This window comes from Lacrimispora struthionigena, assembly GCF_048627165.1.
Lineage (GTDB): Bacteria > Bacillota > Clostridia > Lachnospirales > Lachnospiraceae > Lacrimispora.
This window is the reverse complement of sequence record NZ_JBMBWP010000002.1, coordinates 2,622,640-2,645,000: the sequence shown is the minus strand read 5'-3', so window position 1 is coordinate 2,645,000 and position 22,361 is coordinate 2,622,640. Positions and strand designations below refer to the sequence as shown.

Annotated in this window: 22 protein-coding genes (1 of these 22 running past the window's edge); 5 read left to right on the top strand and 17 right to left on the bottom strand. The window is 39.7% G+C overall.

Annotation, left to right across the window (positions count from 1 at the left end):
* The 10 genes from ACOAOT_RS21330 to dnaA all read right to left on the bottom strand — a co-directional run.
* Positions 1 to 377: the 5' portion of a Fe-S-containing hydro-lyase gene (locus tag ACOAOT_RS21330; RefSeq protein ID WP_420218795.1), read on the bottom strand. 175 nt of this gene lie to the left of the window's left edge; only the first 377 of its 552 coding nucleotides appear in the window; the start codon lies at positions 375 to 377; the stop codon falls past the left edge of the window.
* A 21-nt stretch (positions 378 to 398) separates the two neighbouring features.
* Positions 399 to 1,241, bottom strand: a complete 843-nt coding sequence (locus ACOAOT_RS21325) for a fumarate hydratase (protein WP_420218794.1) — start codon at positions 1,239 to 1,241, stop codon at positions 399 to 401.
* A gap of 118 nt (positions 1,242 to 1,359) precedes the next feature.
* Positions 1,360 to 1,785, bottom strand: coding sequence for an RrF2 family transcriptional regulator (locus ACOAOT_RS21320; RefSeq protein WP_420218793.1), 426 nt, complete (start codon positions 1,783 to 1,785; stop codon positions 1,360 to 1,362).
* 114 nt (positions 1,786 to 1,899) lie between these two features.
* Complete coding sequence (locus tag ACOAOT_RS21315) at positions 1,900 to 3,222, bottom strand: hemolysin family protein (RefSeq protein ID WP_420218792.1); 1,323 nt, start codon at positions 3,220 to 3,222, stop codon at positions 1,900 to 1,902.
* Positions 3,223 to 3,375: 153 nt separating this feature from the next.
* On the bottom strand, positions 3,376 to 5,949 hold the full coding sequence (gene gyrA, locus ACOAOT_RS21310) for a DNA gyrase subunit A (RefSeq protein WP_420218791.1): 2,574 nt from the start codon (positions 5,947 to 5,949) through the stop codon (positions 3,376 to 3,378).
* A gap of 14 nt (positions 5,950 to 5,963) precedes the next feature.
* Complete coding sequence (gene gyrB / locus ACOAOT_RS21305) at positions 5,964 to 7,877, bottom strand: DNA topoisomerase (ATP-hydrolyzing) subunit B (RefSeq protein ID WP_420218790.1); 1,914 nt, start codon at positions 7,875 to 7,877, stop codon at positions 5,964 to 5,966.
* Positions 7,878 to 7,901: 24 nt separating this feature from the next.
* Positions 7,902 to 8,987 carry a DNA replication/repair protein RecF gene (recF, locus tag ACOAOT_RS21300; protein ID WP_420219464.1) on the bottom strand — a complete coding sequence of 362 codons (1,086 nt, stop codon included), beginning with the start codon at positions 8,985 to 8,987 and terminating at the stop codon, positions 7,902 to 7,904.
* A 216-nt stretch (positions 8,988 to 9,203) separates the two neighbouring features.
* Entirely contained in the window at positions 9,204 to 9,410 is a 207-nt protein-coding gene (locus ACOAOT_RS21295) for an RNA-binding S4 domain-containing protein (protein WP_104439514.1), read from the bottom strand.
* Between the two features lie 171 nt (positions 9,411 to 9,581).
* Positions 9,582 to 10,703: a DNA polymerase III subunit beta gene (gene dnaN, locus ACOAOT_RS21290; protein ID WP_420218789.1), complete on the bottom strand. Its 1,122-nt coding sequence runs from the start codon at positions 10,701 to 10,703 to the stop codon at positions 9,582 to 9,584.
* Positions 10,704 to 10,961: 258 nt separating this feature from the next.
* Positions 10,962 to 12,338 carry a chromosomal replication initiator protein DnaA gene (gene dnaA, locus ACOAOT_RS21285; protein WP_420218788.1) on the bottom strand — a complete coding sequence of 459 codons (1,377 nt, stop codon included), beginning with the start codon at positions 12,336 to 12,338 and terminating at the stop codon, positions 10,962 to 10,964.
* A 458-nt stretch (positions 12,339 to 12,796) separates the two neighbouring features.
* Between dnaA and ACOAOT_RS21280 the strand changes: the two genes are divergently transcribed.
* Positions 12,797 to 13,426 (top strand): ECF transporter S component, encoded by a 630-nt coding sequence (locus tag ACOAOT_RS21280; protein ID WP_104439517.1) that lies wholly within the window; start codon positions 12,797 to 12,799, stop codon positions 13,424 to 13,426.
* Positions 13,427 to 13,505: 79 nt separating this feature from the next.
* Here the strand turns inward: ACOAOT_RS21280 and ACOAOT_RS21275 are convergent, their stop codons facing one another.
* The 7 genes from ACOAOT_RS21275 to ACOAOT_RS21245 all read right to left on the bottom strand — a co-directional run bounded on the left by ACOAOT_RS21275 (position 13,506) and on the right by ACOAOT_RS21245 (position 20,032).
* A complete protein-coding gene (locus ACOAOT_RS21275; RefSeq protein ID WP_420218787.1) occupies positions 13,506 to 14,951 on the bottom strand; it encodes an MGH1-like glycoside hydrolase domain-containing protein in 1,446 nt (481 codons plus the stop codon).
* Between the two features lie 23 nt (positions 14,952 to 14,974).
* Complete coding sequence (locus tag ACOAOT_RS21270) at positions 14,975 to 15,817, bottom strand: carbohydrate ABC transporter permease (RefSeq protein ID WP_420218786.1); 843 nt, start codon at positions 15,815 to 15,817, stop codon at positions 14,975 to 14,977.
* Between the two features lie 13 nt (positions 15,818 to 15,830).
* A complete protein-coding gene (locus ACOAOT_RS21265; RefSeq protein WP_420218785.1) occupies positions 15,831 to 16,736 on the bottom strand; it encodes a carbohydrate ABC transporter permease in 906 nt (301 codons plus the stop codon).
* Positions 16,737 to 16,805: 69 nt separating this feature from the next.
* Positions 16,806 to 18,119 carry an ABC transporter substrate-binding protein gene (locus ACOAOT_RS21260; protein WP_420218784.1) on the bottom strand — a complete coding sequence of 438 codons (1,314 nt, stop codon included), beginning with the start codon at positions 18,117 to 18,119 and terminating at the stop codon, positions 16,806 to 16,808.
* Positions 18,120 to 18,289: 170 nt separating this feature from the next.
* Positions 18,290 to 19,150 carry a helix-turn-helix domain-containing protein gene (locus tag ACOAOT_RS21255; protein ID WP_420218783.1) on the bottom strand — a complete coding sequence of 287 codons (861 nt, stop codon included), beginning with the start codon at positions 19,148 to 19,150 and terminating at the stop codon, positions 18,290 to 18,292.
* Positions 19,147 to 19,281, bottom strand: a complete 135-nt coding sequence (locus tag ACOAOT_RS21250) for a hypothetical protein (protein WP_420218782.1) — start codon at positions 19,279 to 19,281, stop codon at positions 19,147 to 19,149. The genes ACOAOT_RS21255 and ACOAOT_RS21250 overlap by 4 nt, the downstream gene beginning before the upstream one ends.
* A gap of 70 nt (positions 19,282 to 19,351) precedes the next feature.
* Positions 19,352 to 20,032 (bottom strand): family 43 glycosylhydrolase, encoded by a 681-nt coding sequence (locus ACOAOT_RS21245; RefSeq protein ID WP_420218781.1) that lies wholly within the window; start codon positions 20,030 to 20,032, stop codon positions 19,352 to 19,354.
* A gap of 247 nt (positions 20,033 to 20,279) precedes the next feature.
* Here ACOAOT_RS21245 and rpmH point away from each other — a divergent pair, with 247 nt between their 5' ends.
* From rpmH to ACOAOT_RS21225, 4 genes are all read left to right on the top strand, one after another.
* Positions 20,280 to 20,414, top strand: coding sequence for a 50S ribosomal protein L34 (rpmH, locus tag ACOAOT_RS21240; protein ID WP_013274848.1), 135 nt, complete (start codon positions 20,280 to 20,282; stop codon positions 20,412 to 20,414).
* A 71-nt stretch (positions 20,415 to 20,485) separates the two neighbouring features.
* Positions 20,486 to 20,833: a ribonuclease P protein component gene (rnpA, locus tag ACOAOT_RS21235; RefSeq protein WP_420218780.1), complete on the top strand. Its 348-nt coding sequence runs from the start codon at positions 20,486 to 20,488 to the stop codon at positions 20,831 to 20,833.
* Between the two features lie 4 nt (positions 20,834 to 20,837).
* Entirely contained in the window at positions 20,838 to 21,053 is a 216-nt protein-coding gene (gene yidD, locus ACOAOT_RS21230; RefSeq protein ID WP_170820227.1) for a membrane protein insertion efficiency factor YidD, read from the top strand.
* A gap of 19 nt (positions 21,054 to 21,072) precedes the next feature.
* A complete protein-coding gene (locus ACOAOT_RS21225; RefSeq protein WP_420218779.1) occupies positions 21,073 to 22,353 on the top strand; it encodes a YidC/Oxa1 family membrane protein insertase in 1,281 nt (426 codons plus the stop codon).
* Positions 22,354 to 22,361 lie beyond the last annotated feature (8 nt).

Here is a 22,361-nt window from a genome sequence, read left to right as displayed (position 1 = left end):
CCGCCTACTGCAGCAAAATAAACAGACTGGTTTCTTATAATTGCATCAATTACTTCTTTACTCCTTTTTCCTTTTCCGATCATGGCTCCAAGTCCCAGATCCAGAAGCTGTGGAGTGTATCGATCCATCCGGCTGGCTGTTGTGGGTCCTGCTGATCCGATGGGGCGCCCTTCTCTTGCCGGAGATGGTCCCATATAGTAAATTACATTTCCTTTTATGTCGAAAGGAAGATTTTCTTTCTTATCAAGGGTTTCTTTCATTCTTTTATGTGCAGCATCTCTGGCTGTATAGATGGTACCGGTAAGATAGACGTAATCCCCTGCTTTTAAATTCTGTGCATCTTCCTTACTGACTGGTGCATTTATATGATATTCCATGGTTTTCTCCCTTATATGATCCTATATAATTCGGTGAGCATGCCGGTTTACATGGCAACAAATATTAACTGCAACTGGAAGACCAGCTATGTGGGTAGGATAGGTTTCAATATTGACTGCAAGTGCAGTAACGGTTCCTCCTAATCCTCCTGGTCCGATTCCCAGTTTATTCACTTTTTCAAGCATCTCTTTTTCCAGTTCTCTTACATATGGAATGGAGGGCTCTTCATTTAAGTCTCTGGTAAGTGCATGTTTTGCCATCTGGGCACATTTTTCAAATGTACCTCCAATACCAACTCCTACAACCATGGGCGGACATGCATTGGGTCCGGCATCCTTTACAGCGGTTAAAATAGATTCTTTTACCCCTTCCAGTCCGTCTGCAGGCTTTAACATAAATATACGGCTCATATTCTCGCTTCCAAATCCTTTTGGTGCTACAGTTATATCAATCTGATCTCCCGGCACAATCTCGTAATGGATGATTGCAGGCGTATTATCCTTAGTGTTAATCCGCTCAATTGGTTCAACTACGGATTTTCTTAAATATCCTTCCATATAGCCTTCCCTCACACCCTGATTCACTGCATCAGACAATCCAGCTCCTTCTATATGTACATCCTGTCCTATTTTTAAAAATATGACCGCCATTCCCGTATCCTGACAAATGGGAATAAAATCCTCTCTGGCTATTTCTAAGTTTTCCTTCAGCTGACAAAGGATCTGTTTTCCCAATGTCGATTTCTCTTTTTTTGCTAATTGTAAAAATACTTCTTCCATATCCTTTGACAGGATATGATTGGCTTCTATACACATATCCTTAATATTCTCAGTTATTTCCTCTGCTCTTATGGTTCTGATCATGATCTCCTCCAGATAAACGGTTACTACCTTTCCTTACTTAATCATATACGAATCAAATGATGAAATCAAGAAAAAAAAAGGGGGAATGGCATTCACCACTCCCACTAACTTTCTTTCACTATATAATAAGCCGGCTCCGGATTAATTTTTCACGGATATCCTTTATCGTTATCTGCTCCATTCTCTCTTTGCATAACTCATTCAGTTCACCGTAAATTTCATCCATTACTCCCGCCATACCGGAAGCAACCATGCAGGGATTGTTTTCATCTCCTGATTTCCAGGAAGATGATACAAATGCCACATCAAGTGCATCGCTTATTTGTTTCAGACTTATTGTGTCCGGATCACCTATCAGATGATAGCCTCCCTCCAGACCTTCTTTTGTCGCAATAATACCTGCCTTTTTTAACTTCGCCATAACTTTTCTTACGCGGGCAGGATTGGTGCAGACATTGGAAGCCAGTTCTTCGCTGGATGTAGTAATCTTCCTTTGATCCAGATATACCAGTCCGTGAACGGCAACTGCAAATTCACTTGTCATGCTAATCCCCCATTCTGCTAAATCTTGCATTATCATCTGTAATAATTGTTGTTTCAGTTTGTATCTTACCAATTTGTATGCTGAATGTCAAGGGCATGAAAGGGAAATAAAGGACTATTCATTCTTATCTTTTATACGGATTATTACTTTTTTTATTACCCTGTCTTCTACTTCCAGAATGGAATAATGATTTGCATCATCTTCAAGCTCCATTGGAATCTGTGATTTCATAGGAATAAATCCAAGCAATTCAATTAAATATCCGGATAATGTATCACAGGAACTGTCAATTTTTTCATGAAGAACTTCATCAAGATCATAGAGAGAAATTCCGCCTGAAGCCTGAAACACAAAAGGTTCCAGTTCTGTAAGCAGCGGCTCAGATTCTTCATATTCATCATGAATATCTCCCACAATCTCTTCAATCAGATCCTCCAGGGTGATTAGGCCTGAAACCCCACCGTATTCATCAATTAAAATCGCCATCTTCAGCTTGTTTTTCTGCATCTCAAGAAACAGATTGTCCGTTTTTTTATTTTCTGGTATATAATACGGTTTTTGAAGGATGCCTTTAATATCAATGGCGTCAGGTTCCATCTTACTCATTTTGATTGAAAAATCCTTCATGGATAATATTCCGATTATATTATCGATATCACCCTCATAAACGGGAATTCTGGAATGTCTCGTATTTAGAATATCATTCAGGACCTGTTCTACAGGCTGCTCAATATTGATTGTTACCATGTCCTGTCTTGGAGTCATTATCTCTCTTGCTCTTTTATCATCAAAGAGAAAAATAGACTTGATCATTTTCTCCTCTATTTTATTAAATACGCCACTTTCCCTACCGGTCTGCAGCATGGTTCTTATTTCTTCTTCGGAAACCTCTTCTTCCAGATTTTCCGTCTTCATACCAAGTAACTTTAATACACCGTTTGTGGATACAGATAGAAGTTTGATAAATGGACCCAGTACTTTTGAGATCGCATAAATGGGACTGACTGCAAACAGACTGAATTTTTCCGCCTTTTGCAAAGCAATCCGCTTGGGGACCAATTCACCAAAGACCAGATTAAAATAAGAGAGTAGGATGGTTACTGCCACCATGGCTAAACTTTTGCTATAAGGAATTCCAAGTAAATAAAGCTTCGCTCCCAGAACCTGGGAAATTCCAGTTGCCGCTGAAGCACTTGAAAAGAATCCTGCAAATGTTATTGCTACCTGGATGGTTGATAAAAATCCCGTAGAGTCTTCTGAAAGCTTTTGAATCAAAATTGCTTTTTTGTTTCCGCTGTCTGCTAACATGCGGATCCTGTTTTTATTAACTGATACAACAGCCATTTCTGCGCCTGAAAAAAATGCGTTCATTATGGTAAGGGCTATAAGCAGTAAAATCTGTGCGGATATCTGCGCCACGCCTGGGTCAGTTTCCAAGCTGAATTTCCTCCTTTAATCTGGATTAATGAAAAAGTCTCAGGAAGCAGTAAAATAAAAATTGCTGCAGCCTGAGCCTTTTCACTGTCCTTTATTGTTGATTGGTATTATAAAATAAAGAACAATATTTATCTATATCGTTTGTGTTAAGATTTATTCTTCGGTCTCTGTTATATCTTCCGTCTCCGGAGCATCTTCCTTTTGAACAGGTTCTTCTACATCCTCAAGATCCAGTTCATCCAAACCTTCTCCTTCAGATTTGCTTCCATCATCCCGTACTTTTGCAATACTTGCAACCATGATATCGGAATCCTGATCAATGTTCATTAATTTTACACCGGAAGTGTTTCTTCCAATAACGGAGATATCATTAACGGAAATTCTGATTACAATTCCTTCTGTCGTGATAAGAAGAAGATCATGATCATCCTGTACCAGCTTGGCTCCTACTATATCACCGGTTTTTTCAGTGATCTTATAACACAGAACACCTTTACCGCCTCTTCTTTGTGGTGTAAATTCTTCAATAGGAGTTCTTTTACCCATTCCATTTTCAGAAACGATTAAAAGCTTCGGTCCCTGAGAGTCCATCTGCATTCCTACTACCTGATCATCATCATTTAACTTCATACCAATTACACCGATGGAGACACGGCCTGTAACACGTACGTCCTTTTCATGGAAACGGATACACTGTCCTTTCTTTGTTACCAGGAAGATATCATTGGTATCATCGGTAGATTTAACTTCAATCAGTTCATCATTCTCACGCAGAACAATTGCCTGAAGACCATTCTTTCTCACATTGGCATATTCCATCATCGGTGTTTTCTTAACCATACCGTTTTTGGTTGCCATAAATAAGAACTTGTCATCATCGTATTCTTTCATTGGAATAATGGCTGTAATGTTTTCACCTGGAAGCATCTGCAGAAGATTTACGATTGCAGTACCTCTGGAGGTCCGGCTTCCTTCCGGTATCATATAAGTCTTTAACCGGTAAACACGTCCTGTATTGGTAAAGAACATGAGATAGTGGTGGGTCGTAGTCATCATCAGATCTTCAATGTAATCCTGATCAATGGTCTGCATTCCCTTAATTCCTCTACCGCCACGATTCTGGTTCTTGAAATTGTCCACGGACATTCTCTTAATGTAACCAAGCTTTGTCATGGCAACGATAGTACTTTCATCAGGAATTAAGTCTTCCATTGACATATCAAACTCATCAAATCCGATGGAGGTTCTTCTATCATCTCCAAATTTAGCGGAAATGATACTGATTTCCTCTTTGATTACTCCAAGAAGCTTCTTTTCATCTGCAAGAATGGCCTTTAATTCTGCAATTCTCATTTCCAGTTCTTTGTATTCGTTTTCCAGCTTCTCTCTTTCCAGACCAGTAAGAGCTCTTAAACGCATATCAACGATTGCCTGGGACTGAGGATCACTTAAACCAAACCGGCTCATGAGTTCTGCTTTCGCTATCTGAACGTTCTGGGATGCCCGGATAATGTGAATCACTTCATCAATATTATCCAGCGCAATCAGCAGACCTTCCAAGATATGAGCCCGTTCTTCTGCTTTGTTTAAATCATAACGGGTTCTTCTTGTAACAACCTCTTTCTGATGTTCCAGATAATAATTTAACATCTGAACCAGATTTAATACTTTCGGTTCCAATGTACCAGACTGGTTTTTTACAAGTGCCAGCATGATTACGCCAAATGTATCCTGAAGCTGGGTATGTTTTAAAAGCTGGTTTAAAATAACGTTTGCGTTGGCATCACGTCGAAGTTCTATACAGATTCTCATACCGGTACGGTCTGATTCATCCCTTAAGTCTGTAATACCATCAATTTTTTTATCTTTTACCAGTTCTGCGATCTTTTCAATCAATCGAGCTTTATTGACCATGTAAGGAAGTTCCGTAACGATAATACGGCTCTTTCCATTGGGCATAGCCTCAATATCACTGACTGCTCTTACACGGATCTTGCCTCTTCCTGTACGGTAAGCCTCTTCTATGCCCCGTTTTCCCAGGATGGTTGCACCTGTCGGAAAATCTGGTCCTTTTATAATTTCCAGAATTTCTTCCATGGTGGTTTCTCTATCTTCTTCAACCTGATTTTCTATGATCTTTAGAACGGCTCCAATGACCTCTCTTAAGTTATGAGGAGGAATATTGGTTGCCATACCTACTGCAATGCCTGATGTACCATTAACCAGAAGATTGGGGTAACGGGATGGAAGTACATCTGGTTCCCGCTCTGTCTCATCAAAGTTCGGACTGAAATCAACGGTATCTTTATTAATATCTGCAAGCATTTCCATGGAGATCTTGCTTAAACGGGCTTCTGTATATCGCATGGCAGCTGCGCCGTCTCCATCCACAGAACCGAAGTTTCCGTGCCCGTCTACCAGAGGATATCTGGTGGACCAATCCTGTGCTAAATTTACCAGGGCTCCGTAAATAGAGCTGTCACCATGAGGGTGATACTTACCCATGGTATCACCAACGATACGGGCACATTTACGATGTGGCTTATCCGGACCGTTGTTGAGCTCTATCATGGAATACAGGACTCTTCTCTGAACCGGTTTTAATCCGTCCCGGACATCCGGAAGCGCCCTGGAAACAATGACGCTCATGGCATAATCGATATACGATTTTTCCATGGTCTTTTTTAAGTCCACGTCATGAACTTTATCAAAGATATTTGGTTCCATTTTATTTCCTCCAATTAAATATCAAGATTCTGTACGTATTTGGCATTCGCATCGATAAATTCACGTCTTGGTTCTACCTGGTCACCCATAAGGGTTGAGAATGTTAAATCCATTTCAGACTGGGAATCTTCATCCATATTAACTCTTAAGAGAACTCGCCGCTCAGGATCCATGGTTGTTTCCCAAAGCTGCTCTGCGTCCATCTCTCCCAGACCTTTATATCGCTGAATCTTATTGTTGTTGTCTCTTCCCACCTCTTTTAAGATGGATTCCAGTTCTTCATCGCTGTAAGCATACCATACTCTTTTATTTTTCTCAATTTTATATAACGGCGGCTGTGCCAGATATACATAACCATTTTTGATCAGTCCCGGCATAAACCGGTATAAGAAGGTTAAAAGCAGGGTGCTGATATGGGCACCATCAACATCGGCATCGGTCATGATAATGATTTTATGGTATCTTAACTTGGATAAATCGAAATCGTCATGAATGCCGGTTCCGAACGCTGTAATCATGGCTCTGATTTCGGCATTTGCATAAATTTTATCAAGTCTTGCTTTTTCAACGTTTAAGATCTTTCCACGAAGTGGAAGAATGGCCTGGGTATTTCTGGAGCGGGCTGTCTTTGCAGAACCGCCGGCACTGTCTCCCTCTACGATATAGATCTCACAGTTCTCCGGATTCTTGTCAGAACAATCTGCAAGTTTTCCCGGAAGCGCCATTCCTTCAAGAGCTGTTTTTCTTCTGGTTAAATCTCTTGCCTTTCTGGCAGCCGCTCTTGCTCTCTGAGCCAGAATGGACTTATCACAGATGGTTTTTGAAATTCCAGGATTCTGCTCCAGGTAATAGGTCAGCTGCTCTCTGAGAAGACCATCGACTGCACCTCTTGCTTCACTGTTTCCCAGTTTCTGCTTGGTCTGTCCTTCAAACTGTGGTTCTTCAATCTTTACACTGATAATGGCTGTCATACCTTCCCGGATATCTTCACCGGACAAATTGGTTTCGCTTTCCCTTAACAGCTTATTTTTTCTTGCATAATCATTTAAGGTGGTTGTCAGTGCATTCTTAAATCCAACCAGATGGGTTCCACCTTCGGGCGTGTTGATGTTATTTACAAAGCTGTAAATATTTTCTGTATAGGAATCATTGTGCTGCAGAGCCACTTCCACATACACACCGTCTTTTGTTCCTTCACAGTAAAATACCTGGTCATAAAGCGGAGTTTTCCCTTTGTTTAAATAGGTGACAAATTCTTTAATTCCGCCTTCGTAATGAAATACGTGCTCATGGGAATCCTCCCTCTCATCACGAAGAACGATCTTTAAATTCTTAGTGAGGAAGGCAGTTTCTCTTAAACGTATTTTCAGTGTATCATAATCATAGATTGTTTCCTCGAAAATGTCCTTATCAGGAAGAAATGTAACCGTGGTTCCATGATCATCCGGATCACAATCACCGATTGTTTTTAACGGGTACATGGTTTTACCCTTCTCATAACGTTGCTTATAGATCTTTCCTTCTGTACGGATCTCTACTTCCAGCCACTGGGAAAGAGCATTTACAACGGATGCTCCAACTCCATGAAGTCCGCCGGAAACCTTATATCCTCCGCCACCAAATTTTCCGCCGGCATGGAGGATGGTAAATGCTACCTCAACTGCAGGAATACCTGCTTTCTTTTGAATACCTACGGGGATTCCGCGCCCATCATCCACTACTGTTATGGAGTTGTCACTATGAATGACTACTTCTATGCTGTCACAGTATCCTGCAAGAGCTTCATCCACCGCATTATCCACTATTTCGTATACCAGATGATGAAGTCCTCTGATGGATGTACTGCCGATATACATACCGGGTCTCTTTCTTACTGCCTCAAGCCCCTCTAATATCTGGATTTGATCTGCACCATATTCTTGACTCATATTCGTACGCTTCCTCCTGAATCGTTAATTTTCATTGTCTACGGTACCGTTTATTACCTTAAATATCTTATCAATATGGAACCGGTCATTTACAAAATCCTCCAGTCCCGTACAGGTAATTACAGTCTGTATATGATTAATTCCTGCCAGTAATTGATTCTGCCTGCTGTTATCCAGTTCAGACAGTACATCATCCAGCAAAAGAATGGGGTAATCATGCACAATGTTTTCTACCAGTTCTATTTCTGCCAGTTTTAAAGATAAAGCTGCAGTCCGTTGTTGCCCCTGAGAACCAAACCGCCTGATATCAATGCCATTCACCATGAAACTTAAATCGTCCCGATGGGGGCCGGTCAGAGTGGTTCTCTGCTTCAGATCCTGACTTCTGCTTCGTCTTAAGGTTTCTTCAAAAGAATCTGCCTCCACGTCCGGTTCATAAAGAATATGCAAAGATTCTTTATCCCCGGATAACTTACGGTGGATGGGTTCAATAATCCTTCCAAGTCTCTCTACAAATTCTTTTCTGTACAGTATGATTTCTTTCCCATACTGCACCAGCTGCATGTCCCAGATATCCAGTGTCTCCTCGTAATCCGGGCGAAATGCAAGATCTTTTAATAATTTATTACGCTGTGTCACAATCCGGTTATACTGGACTAATGAGTGTACATACAGCTTGTTAAGTTGACATAATTCCATGTCAACGAACCGACGCCTTTCTGCCGGTCCGTTTTTTATGAGATTTAAGTCTTCCGGAGAAAAAAATACAACGTTGACAATTCCAAATAATTCGCTGGCTTTGCGGATGGGCACACCATTAACCGCTACGCCTTTGGCTTTATTCTTTTTCAAATGCATGTCAATCCGGTATGGAATGTCATTCTTTCTGACGTTTAGCTTGATATGCGACTCATCCCTGTCAAACTGTATGATTTCCTTGTCCTTGCTGCCTCTGTGGGATTTTGTCGTAGCACAGACATAGATAGCTTCTAAGACATTTGTTTTTCCCTGGGCATTGTCCCCATAGAGTATATTGGTTCCCTGACTAAAATCCATATGTAATTCATCATAGTTGCGATAATTCTTAAGCTCTATCGATTCAATGATCATGGATGTTGTGATTTCCTCTCTATTGTCCACGCTTTTTGGACATAAAGGTATGCCCACAGGGCGTTCCTCTCTATTGTCCCTGGTTTCTGGACATAAGGGTATGCCCGCAGGGCGTTCCTCTCTATTGTCCACTCTTTCTGAACATAAAGGTATGCCCACAGGGCGTCCCTCTCTATTGTACACGCTTTTTGGACATAAAGGTATGGCTGTTTAGTATCACTCAATTTTAATGCTCTTACCATCGAATGTAACCATATCTCCGCTTCTTAATTTCTTCCCTCTCTGATACTCAGGCTGTCCATTTACGGAAACAAGACCATCCTCGATAACAAACTTGGCATCAACACCGGATCCTACCAGACCGGCAGCTTTTAAAGCCTGTCCTAACTTAATATACTCATCCCTTAATTTTATTGTTTCCATGGTTTCCTCTTTCTTGTCCACGCTTTCTGGACATAAAGGTATGTCCGTAAGGACGCTCCTCTTTCTTGTCCACGCTTTTTGGACATAAAGGTATGTCCGTAAGGACGCTCCTCTTTCTTGTCCACGCTTTCGGACATAAAGGTATGTCCGCAGGACGCTCCTGCAGTTAATTTAAACAGATGCCGCGTTAAAGTTTACAGGAAGAATCAAATAAATGTATTTTCCTTCCTCATCCCGGATAAAGCAGGGGGATTTGGGATTTAACATGTAAATTGTCACTTCTTCGTCATCAATAATCCTTAATGCATCAATGAGGAATTTTGGATTGAATCCAATCATGATGTCACTTCCGGTTTTATGGGTTGGTACCTGGGCATTCATAGATCCAAAACTGGAATTCATACGAAGTTCCATCTCCTGATCTTCAATATTGATGATCAGAGGTTTTTTGTCATTTTCTCTTACCAGGATGGTTGCCCGGTCAAGACAGTCTAAAAGCTCTTTCTTATTTACACTGACTTTTGTCTCGTAATCACTGGAGAGCATCTGGTCAATACGGAAATAATCTCCTTCAATCAGACGGGATACAACGATTGTATGATCAAATTCAAAGAGGATGTGGTTTGTGCTGAAGAAAATAAGAACCTCTTTTTCGTTATCTCCGCCAAGTATCTTGCTGATTTCATTTAGAGTCTTGCCAGGAACAATGACTTTTATATCACGATAGGTATCTTTTAATTCAATATTTCGAATGGATATTCTGTGACCATCCAGAGAAACCACTTTTAACTGGTTACCTGTAACCTGAAACAGTTCTCCTGTCATCATCTTATTACTGTCATTGGGTGCGATGGAAAAAATAGTCTGCCTGATGACTTCTTTTAAGGAAAACTGGGATAAGCAGATATAGTGATCACGCTCAATATAAGGTAAGTATGCAAATTCTTCCCCATCCCGGCCCTGTATATGGAAAATAGAGTTGTCACAGGAAATTGTTGTTGTAAATTTTTCATCGCTTTCAATTGTTACCATGGAATCACCAGAAGAGGACATCTTTCTTACGATTTCTGAAAGAAGTTTGGCTTCTAAAGCAATCTTTCCCCGCTCCAGGATGGTTCCTTCCACCTTTGTTTCAATACCAAGCTCCATATCATTGGCAGTGAGTTTAATTTCAGAACCACTGGCATCGATAAAGATGCATTCCAGGATGGACATGGTTGTTTTGCTGGGAACTGCTTTTAATACAATATTAATACCATTTAAAATGGCATCCTGCTTAAATGTCAGTTTCATAATTGTTGATAACTCCTTTGCTCTCAAAATAACAATAAATAGATAAATAATATAGATTAATTTCGTCGTATTAGTAGTAGGGGCTGTGGGTTTGTGTAAAAGCCCTCATAACCGTTATAAAGCCTAAAGTTGTCCTGTTCATAACAATGTGAATAACGTCCACAAAACGTGAGGAAAAATGAAAGGTTATCCACAGACTGATCAGAACACTTTTGAGAAGCTTAATTATCCACATGAGATTAACAGGTGATTCACACCCTATTGTGGATTAATTTTCTTCTTTAATATCTCAATGGTGTTGTTTAAGGTATCGTTCTTGTTAACCTCCACGGAGATCTTATCAATACCATGAATAATGGTGGTATGATCTCTTCCTCCAAGGAATTTTCCAATCATCTGCAGTGGAGTTCCAACCATCTCACGGCAAAGGTACATCACAATCTGGCGTGGATATACAATTTCCTTGTTACGCTTTTGAGAACAGATGTCAAGAGGTGTCAGACCATAATGATCAGCAACAACCTGAATCACCAGTTCTGGGGTTACTTCCCGTTTATCATTGGGTGATATAATATCTTTTAAGGCTTCTTCAGCCAGCTCAACGGTGATTTCCTTATTATCAAGGCGTGAGAGTGCTACGATTTTTGTCAGGGCGCCTTCCAGCTCCCGGATGTTGGATTTGATGTTGGTAGCTATGTATTTAATAACTTCGTTGTCAATATTGTAGCCTTCCATTTCCTCTTTTTTGCGAAGAATGGCCATTCTGGTTTCGTAATCGGGAGACTGTATGTCCACTGTTAAACCCCATTCAAAACGGGATCGGAGACGTTCCTCCAATGTCTCAATTTCTTTTGGCGGTTTATCAGATGAAATAATAATCTGCTTTTTCGCTTCATATAATGCGTTAAATGTATGGAAGAATTCTTCCTGTGTACTTTCTTTACCGATGATAAACTGAATATCATCGATTAATAGAACATCGTTATTTCGGTACTTTTCCCTGAATTCAGTAGGAGAGAAGTTGTTCTTGTTTCGGATCGCATCGATCAGCTCGTTGGTGAACTTCTCACTGGTCACGTAGAGAACCTTTGCATTCGGATTATTCTTTAATATGAAATGACCGATGGAATGCATTAAGTGAGTTTTCCCCAGTCCCACACCTCCATAGATGAAAAGAGGGTTGTAAATTTCACCGGGGGATTCTGCAACTGCCAGGGATGCCGCATGCGCCAGATTATTATTGGCACCTACAACAAAGGTATCAAAGATGTATTTTGGATTTAAATTCGCGTTTATGATTGCGGACTGACTGACCGAATTTACCGTATTGGTTATCAGTGTATTTCCTGCAGGAGCGGGAGCTGCTTCTTTTTGAATCTGATTTTCCACAACAAAATCAACGCTGCATTCAAAGCCAGTTACTTCTTCTATGGTGATTTTTAGAAGAAACCCGTATTTTTTGCGGATGTATCCTAGAAATTCTACATCCGGTACCGTGACGATTACCTTTTCTCCGTCAACGGCATGAACTTTAAGCGGGAGAAGCCAGGTTTTGAAAGAAACATCTGTAATTTCGTGCTCTTCTTTTAAATTCAATAAGATTTCGTCCCATTTTTCTTTTAACTTTTCTAACATTGTATGTCTCCTACATCTATTAAAATGCAAATATGCGCATTAGCCCAATCTACTGTTCATTCTATACTATTTTGTAATAATTTTCAATGATAATAGTAAAAAATTGTGGATAAGTGTGTGAAAGGGCTGTGAATTAGCTGTGTATGGATTGTTGATAAGCATCCAGAGGGAAAGTTGTCCACAAAAAACCCGATTTTAAAACTCTGGTTATTCACATCCGGGAAATATTGATTTTATCAAAATCTTTCGGACAGGCATGTGTACAAAAAAAGGTTATCAAGATACTATCCAGAGAGTTTTCCACAAGTTATCCCCATAATGTTGATAACTTTATGTAAATTAACAAAGAAATGTCGATTTAATAGACAGGATTGACGGATAAAGTTCAGTTATGTATAATGCAGTTGTAACCAGATGCATTGTATCTTATAAAAGAACAGTAGCACAGGAGGAAAAATATGAATACTGGAAACAAAACACGCGACATGGTACTGGCTGCAATCTTTGTTGCCCTTATCATCATCATGGCGTTTACGCCCTTTGGATATATTCCTTTGGGATTTATGAACGCCACCATCATTCACGTTCCGGTCATTATTGGAGCCATTATACTTGGACCAAAATATGGCGGATTTCTGGGAATGATTTTTGGGCTGACAAGTCTGTGGAAAAACACCAACATGCCCAATGCAACCTCATTTGTATTTTCACCATTTGTAAAGATGGGAGAGTACGGAGGCAATTTAGGAAGCCTGATTATCTGTATGGTGCCAAGAATTCTCATTGGAATCGTGGCATATTATGTATTCAGGGGAGTATTAAAAGCTTTAAAGGGAAGTAAGATGAAAACGACTGTGGCTCTTGCAGCGGCAGGCGTTGCCGGATCATTAACCAACACATTGCTGGTAATGAATCTGATTTATTTTCTTTTTGGCAAAGAGTACGGTCAGGCGGCTAAGGGGCTGACTGAGGGAATCTATTCCGTAATTATTGGTATCATCTGTATGAATGGGATTCCAGAGGCGATTGTAGCAGGAATTTTAACGGTTGCCATCACTCAGGCACTTTTTAAGGTTATGAGAAATTAAATAGATTACATTTGTACGCTTCATAATATATGTATATAAAAGTCTCCGGTTATTGAATGATACCGGAGACTTTGTTTTTTTAAGGGGATATTTTGAATGTTTTAATGCTCCTGATATCAGCGTCAGCAGAAAATTGCTTTATATAAAGAAGATTACCGGAAAGATCCGTTATAATTTTTAAGTCTTTTCCTGATTCAAAAACTTTTTTTCCGTCAACAAAAGCCTCAGCTGTTTTTTCATTATTTATTATTTTAAATGAATGATTCCCCCAGATTTGTTCATAGTCACTTTCATATCCTTTGCATGTTCCCCAAAAGATGTGATCCTGCTCTATATGGATTCCCAACATACGGGAGGTATATTCCATAACAGATAACATGGCGGGGCCATAGGAATCCTGGAGACCATCCAGAGATATCAGGGAAGGTGAGCCTGTAAAAGGATCATATTGCTGCACAAAAACGCAGGAATCTCCAATGGCGTGAAATAATTTTTTTCCCAGTTTTGGAATCAGATCATCATAGTCATAATTTTCAAAAGCCCGTATGGCTCTCTGGTAGGTGAGGGCTTCACATTGCCCACTCCAGTTATTTGTTTTTATGTTACGGAAAAGAGGATCATTTACCGCAACGGAGGGGAGGGGCATATACGTCCAGAATTCTTCTGGGTTTAATAAGTGTTGTTTGACAAAACGTTCTGCCATGGGCTTTGTAAAACTGTTCCAGTACATTGCTCTTAAATTGTTGTGATATAAAACATCAATAGATTTATGATTTTTATTCCGGTCAAAGCAGGCATCTCTTGATTCGACCCAGAGATAATCTTTTATGGTTTTCTGGATGGCCGATGCCTTTCGTTTCCAATGGTTTTTTCGGTCTTCATTACCTTGAATAGAGCTGATAATGGATAGGGTCTCTCTGGCAGAGTAGGAAAAACTCATAATATCCAGAGATGCCATGGGAACTGCTGTGCAATTTTTTGGAGGAGTTTCTTTACTCCAGGAGTCGGGAGCATCCTGGTATCGAAGTGCATGATCTTCCCCTGTATCATACTTGCACCAGCTTTCCAGGCAGCCATCGCCGTCTGAATCCCTGGTTTTCCATAAATAGGAATCAAATTTTTCCAGAGTAAGGTAAAGAAGAGTTAAATATTCTTTATCTTTTCCCATTAAGTAATATATGTTAAGAGCAGAAGAGGGGAAGCAAAAGCCTTGGAATTTATCAAACTGGGGAGTGATCCGGTTATTAATTAAGGCAATGCTTCCGGGCATGCGGCCATCCGCTCTTTGGTGCTCCATAAAAAGGAGCTGATTATTAATTCCAGCCTCCATGTTGCGTTTGGCATACATTTCTCCGCCCATAGGCTGGGTTTCCAGCCATATTTTTTCATATCCGCCTCCTTCAATCAGAACGAGCCGGTTCTCAAACATTTTTAAGTTGTTTAACGTTTTCCTCTGTGCTGAATCCATTAGTTTTTGCAGAAGTTCGTTAGAAGTCTGAAATGATACACTGGTTTGGATATTCACTTTTTTTCCTCTCTGTATGTATATTAACCTTTGATCCCACTTCCACTGATTCCTTCCACCAGATAACGGTTAAAGAATAAGAAGATCAAAAATACTGGTATTAATGAAAGTGTGGACATGGCAAACATTGCTCCATAATCGGTTGTGGAGGTGGAATCTGCAAAATTTTTTATTGCCACAGATGCGGTATACATCCGGGGTTTGCTTAAATAAATCATGGGAGACATAAAATCATCCCATTTCCAGTAAAACTGAATGATGACTGTGGTTACAATGGATGGTTTTAAAAGAGGTAAAAAAATTCTGGTAAATATTGAATATTTACTGCACCCATCAATAATTGCAGCTTCATCAAGGTCTTTTGGAATACCAGCACCAAATTGCATCATCTGATAGATGAAAAATGCCTGACCGAAAAAATGGGGCAGTATGAGTGGGAGATAAGTTCCTACAAAGCCAAGTTTGTTATATATAATATATTGAGGCACCAGAATTATCTGGGATGGGAGCATCATGGTGCAGATCATAGACATAAACCAGATGTTTCGCCCTTTAAAACTCACCCTGGAAAAAGCATAGGCAACACAGGATGAAGACAGAACCGTTGCAAATGTGGAGACAGATGCAACAAAAAATGAATTGGAAAAAAATGTTTGAAAGGTAATGCCGCCAAAACCCTGAAAACCAGTGAAAAAATTAGAAAATCTCCATTGGGGTGGAATTAAGTTCATACCTCCATTTAAAATTTCCGCATTATTTTTAAGTGAACCGCTGACCATCCAGAGAACCGGATAAATCATCACCAATCCAAGAATACAGACAAATAAATGATAGACAGAAGCATGTATTTTATGTTTGTTTGTCATGTTATGATCCTCCTTATTGGTCTGCTTCTGAAAATACCCAGAATTTTGATGTCTTAAAAAACAGGAAAGTAATAATGCTTATTAAAGCCAGCATGACCCAGGACATGGCACTGGCGTATCCCATATTGGACCATTTAAAGGCATGGTTGTAAACGTAAAGCGCGTAGAAATTAGTGGAGTCGTTGGGGCCTCCCTGCGTGATGACGAAAGCCTGGGTAAAAGCCATGAAGGCAGTTATGGTTTGCATAATCAGATTATATAAAATAATGGGTGAGAGGCAGGGGAGTGTAATTGCTGTAAAGCGCTGCCATTTGTTTGCACCATCAATTTCAGCAGCTTCGTAATAAGTTGGAGATATTTCTTTTAATCCGGCAGCAAATATAATCATAGATGATCCGAATTGCCAGACGGACATGAGGACAAGGATTCCCATTGCCAGATGGGGTTCTCCCAGCCAGGATAGTTTTGGAATACCAAAAGAGGCAAGAATGGTATTTGCCAGTCCTTTCCTTGAAAATATGGTTTTCCAGACAAGTGCTACGGCAATGCTTCCGCCAATCAGGGAAGGAACATAATAGAGAGACCGGTAAAATGTTACACCACTGTGTTTCTGCGTCAGAAGATATGCAATAAAAAGGGCAAAAACCAGTTTGGATGGAACGGAGGTGATGACATAAATAAGGGTGACTTTTACTGAATTTAAGAAACGGTCATCTGAAAACAGATTTTTATAGTTTTCAAGTCCTATAAATACCGGACTTTGACCCAGTTTATAATTGGTCATGGAATAATATACGGATACCAGAACTGGAATCAATGTAAATGCGAAAAATCCAAATAGAAAGGGAAAGGAAAAAATATAACCTACGGTATTGTTATGATAGAGGATTTTTTTCCAGTTAGTTTTTAGTTCGTTCATTGCTTATTACCTCCTTTTTTCCATAGGAAAGGCAGGCAAAGAGAATCCTTACCTGCCTCTTAATGATCCTTAATGCTGAAATTTTGACTTGGAAAAATCCAGCAATTGTTTTGCAGCATCTTCTGGTGTTACATCACCATATTGTACTTTTTCAATCAGAAGCTTATATTGATCTTCAATTTCAGCTTTTGGATCAGGGCTTATAACATTGCTGTCTTCTTTTGGAAAATTTCCTATTTTATCAACAAAATCATAAATGATTTTACCGGAGTCATCTGCCTGGGAAACGACAGCTTCTCTTACCTTTGACATAATAGGAACGCCCCGTTCTCCGTTTAATATTTTATTCGCTTCTATGTCATTGACAAAAAAGTTAATGAATTTGGCGGCTTCTTCCTTTGCTTTGGAATTACTGGAGATACAAAGCTGCTGGGAAGACTGGACTCCCATTCCATAAGGGCCATTTTTCGTTAATCTTGGTACTGGTGCAATTTTAATATTTCTGCCAGAGGCGTGGACAATGGAAGAAACCTGATTGGAGGAAACCCAGGTCATTGCTGCATCCCCGGTAACCAGATAATCCCCTTCTATGTCCTTGATTTCTTTTATCGCCCCGGCATCGGGATAGGCGCCGTCATCTGTCAGTTCTTTGATCATTTTTAAGTAATCAGCAAAGGGTGCCGGATCTTCTGCTTCAATGCCATCATTGGTTTTCTTAAAGAAATTTGCATCTTTTTTTGTCTGTGAGGCACGCATGGTTACACCTGCTATAAAATGGTCAATCTTTGAACTCCCGTAGATACCAAGTTTTTCTTTTATGGTAATACAGTCTTTTTTCCAGTCATCCCACGTCCAGTCATTTTCAGGTTCGGCTAAGCCGGCCTTTTGAAATAACTCCGGATCGTATGCAATTCCATAAGTGTTAGTGCCAATGGATATCCCAATCTGAGAACCGTTGTTGTCTTTTGTTGTTGCCAGAAAATTTTCGGTGGTATCACTGGTATTAATAATTCCATCTTTTATGTAACCATCCAGTGGTTCTATATTTTTGATGTATTTTGGAAAATTCCCACCCAGTTGAAAGATATCCCACACATCGTCAGCTGCTACCAAAGTATCCAGCTTGGTAAAGTAACTGTCAAAATCGTAAAATTCTGCTTCAATATGCACATTGGGGTTTTGTGATTCATAGAGCTCAATAACCTTGTTGGTGGCATCATGTCTTGTCTGAGAACCCCACCAGGCCATTCGTAGAGTTATCTGTTTTCCTGTGTCCTTAGAGACGGTCTCTGCAGAAGAGGAAGGTTTGCTTCCGGAACAGCCGGCAAGAGAAAAAGTCATCAGGCCAGATAAAAACAGTGCAGTAAACTTTTTGATTTTCATAGTTCCTCCTAATTGTGATTGCATTATAAAATATTGTGTAAATGTACCAATTATAAAATCCGGATTTGTTTTTGTATAGTTACATTTTACTATTAATCAACCACAATCACAATACATTTGAAGGAAAGCCCCAATACATCAAAAAAAACCTTTAATTTGCACTATATTGACTAAACGTCATTATATTTCTTGGATTTTCTGTATTGAAGAGGGGATAAACCGGTATATTTTTTAAAAACACGATCAAAGTAAGACAACCGTTCATAACCCAGTTTCTGCGAGATGTCTTCCATGGTAAGTTTCTCGTCAAGTAGAAGAATTCTGGCTTGCTCAATTCTCTGGCAATTGATAAATTCATTGACAGTAAAATTAGTAACTTCTTTGAATATTCGGCTTAAATAGCTTTTATCTAAATAAAATATGTTGGCCAGATCTTCTAAGCCAAAGATTTCTGAATAATGAATCATAATATACTGTATGATTTCTGCGACTTTTACGTAGCGCATCATTTTTCTCTTTGGCATATAATAGACCTCTGGTTTGATTCCGGCTCCATTTAGTATCATGAGAAATAAAGACAGCAGCTGATTTTTAACCTCTGTTGCACCGTATGTTTTCTGGTTTTTCAATGCAGATTCCATGCGGAACAGTTTTTTTTCCAGAATGCTTTGCTGCTTTTCGTCTAATTGCAGAACACCGTGATTATTTTGAAAAAACTCCAAAAGATTAAGTTCCATTGCATTTCCTGCAAGACGAAGCCAGGACTCTTCCAGTTCGATCAGAATCCGTTCATGATAATTACCACCGATTACATTGGTAAAAGGGATGAGTTTCTTGTCAATAAAGGTCAGCGTGCCTTTTCCCATCCGGTAGCTTTGGTTGCCGTAATAAAAAAAACGCTCTCCATTTAAGATATAATAAATCTGATATTCATTTTTATAGAATCCGATGGTTTCAGCCAGATCACAGTCTCTGGATACATGGCTCATCCCGACGCCCCGGCATTTTCCTGCAAAAATGACTTCTTTCATTGATACAGTCCTTTAACAGTCAGGGTATTATTTCGTTCTTCCAGCCGATAAAAAACGGGGTGCTCTTTTTTGTGCTCATTGGGTGTGTGAAGGGTAAGTATAAGCGTTCCTTTTTTATCTTTAAAGATCATGCCGTGACCTCCGTCTTTTTCAAAGAGCAATTGATCCTGCTGTATCCAGTTGCCAGTAATATCCCCATTATCAGAATATGCAATGGCCTGGGTATAACCTTCGTTTCCAAAACTTGACCACAGCATAAGAAGGCGGCCGTTTGTTGTCCGGTAAAGGAATGGACCGATCCGTAACATAATGTTTTCCTGGTCTGTTTTTATTTTCAATTGTAACGACCCAGCTTTTGGCTTCCGATGCATGAAATAAAAGTTCAGGCTCCGATACGGCATGGCTTAAATCGCTGCTTAACTTTACTGCACAGATGGAACCATCCGATATCTGAACCCATTCATGCACAAAAACCATATAGGGAGTTCCATCAGAACTCACATAAAAGGTTCCGTCAATGCACTCCCAATCAGGGGGAGTTATTTGTTTCTGACTGAATAAGGTGAATGGTCCCAGTGGATGGTCTGCTTTTAAAATGGCAGTTCCGCCATGATTTTTAGTATCTTTAAATGTAGCAAACATATAATAGGAATCCTGATAGCAGTGAACTTCAGGGGCCCAGCAGTTTTGGTCTGCAAAAAAGTTCTCAGGCTTGTGAAAAACTTCATGAGGGCCATCCCACTCAATTAAGTCAGTACTGGTATAACAATCAAAGCCTGTGGCGGCCATCCAGCAGGTTTCTGCTCTGGTTCCGTACATATAATAGATACCGTCAGACAGCAGTACGTAAGGATCTCTGATATTGATTTGCTCACTTTTCATCGTATTAACCCATCCTTTTTTATTCTTTTAAGAATCCCCATTGGGAAATTAAATAGTTTTATTTATTATACTGCATAATCAGGGAATGTGGAAAATATTAGAAGTCTAATGAAAACTTATATTTTTCCCTTGACGAACCATGGTTTCTTCTATATAATTGGTATGATGTTTAATTAAAATAGTCTCAATATGTTTCATCATATTGCCTATGATAAGCTATTGTAACAAGAGGAGGTGTCCGTATATTATGAAAATGACGTTCCAGCCAAAAAAGAGACAAAGATCAAAAGTTCATGGTTTCAGAGCCAGAATGAGCACTCCCGGCGGAAGAAAAGTTTTAGCTGCCAGAAGAGCAAAAGGAAGAGCAAAATTATCAGCTTAATGGACCAGGCCGCAAGTAATTGTGGCCTTTTCTTTTCTCAAATTCCAGAAATCGGAAAAGGAAAGAGTTGAATGAAACATTTTAATTCGATTAAAAAGAACAGGGATTTCAAAGAAGTATATCAGAGTGGAAAATCCCTTGCTAACAGACTTCTTGTCATGTACGTTTTAAAGACGGACAGGCCGGATACAAGAATCGGTATTTCGGTGAGCAAGAAGGTAGGAAACAGTGTAATCAGGCATCATATAACCAGATTAATCAGAGAAAGCTTCAGGCTTCATGAAGATATGATTGAGACAGGATTAGACATCGTGGTCGTTGTGAGAACATCGGCAAAAGAAGAAAAATACAAGACAATCGAAAGTGCATATCTGCACTTGTGCGGACTTCATAACATTTTAAAAAAAGAATCGAAGTGATCTTATGGTAAAAAAAATCATGATTTTGATGATCAGAGGATATCAGAAGTATTTGTCTCCTCTGAAGATAAGAACTCACTGTATATACACACCTACGTGTTCTCAATACGCCATTGAGGCACTGCAAAAGTATGGTGTGTTAAAAGGTACGTTTTTGGCTTGCATAAGAATTATTCGTTGTAATCCTTTTGCAAAAGGCGGTTATGATCCAGTTCCGTAAATGATGAGGAGGTAGTTCATTGGAATTCTTAGTACTCACTAAGGTAGGAGGAGTTCTGGGACCTTTCGCAACTGTTCTGGGTGTAATCATGGATTTGCTATTCCAGATGACATCTGCAGTTGGAATCCAGAACATTGGTTTATGTATTATTTTATTTACTCTCGTGACAAAGCTTCTAATGTTTCCGCTGACATTAAAACAGCAGAAATCATCAAAACTGATGAGCGTTATGCAGCCGGAAATTTCTGCCGTACAGGCAAAGTATAAAGGTAAAACTGACCAGGAATCCATGAGAAAACAGAACGTGGAAATGCAGGCAGTTTATGAGAAATACGGAACATCCATGACTGGTGGCTGTGTTCAGCTGGTAATCCAGATGCCAATTCTGTTCGCTCTTTATCAGGTAATTTATCATATTCCTGCTTACGTACAGAGTGTTAAGGCTGTTTTTGTTAATGTAGTGACTGCAATTACTTCTCTTGGTGGTGATCATGTTGCACAGCTGACACAGTTTGCAGCTGATCATAAGGTCACATTATCAAGAATCGGAGATTTAAATACCAGTAATGGAATGGTGGATTTCTTATACCAGTTAAATCCGGATCAGTGGAATGCTTTAAAGGCTCTTTATCCAACCATCCAGGATACCATTACTACCAATGCTGCACAGATTGAGCATATGAATTCCTTCCTTGGTATAAACCTGGCATCAACACCAGCCAGTGTTATTTTCCCAACTGGCGGCGGTTTTCATTTAAGCCTTGCACTCCTGATTCCTATTCTTGCTGGTGCCAGCCAGTGGTTTAGTACAAAGCTTATGACAGTGAATCAGCCTCAGAGTGGAGCAGATGAGAATAATGCTATGGCACAGTCAATGAAGAGCATGAATACAGTTATGCCATTAATGTCTGTATTTTTCTGCTTTACATTTGCGTCTGGTATTGGTATTTACTGGATTGCGTCCAGTGTGTTCCAGATCATTCAGCAGGTTTTAATTAACCGTCATTTAAACCGCATTGATATGGATGAGATGATTAAGAAGAATCTGGATAAGGCAAATAAAAAGCGTGCGAAAAAAGGTCTTCCACCTCAGCGTGTTTCTCAGAATGCTACTGCGAACCTTAAGAATCTTCAGGCTAACAATGAGAAAGCAGAGCAGGAACTGAATGCTAAAATAGAAAAAGCAAAGGAGCAGGTAAAGGCTTCTACCGATTACTATCAAAGCTCAACTTCAGATCCCAACAGCATTTCTGCCAAAGCACGTATGGTTTCGAAGTATAATGAAAAGCACAGTAAATAGGAGGGGTG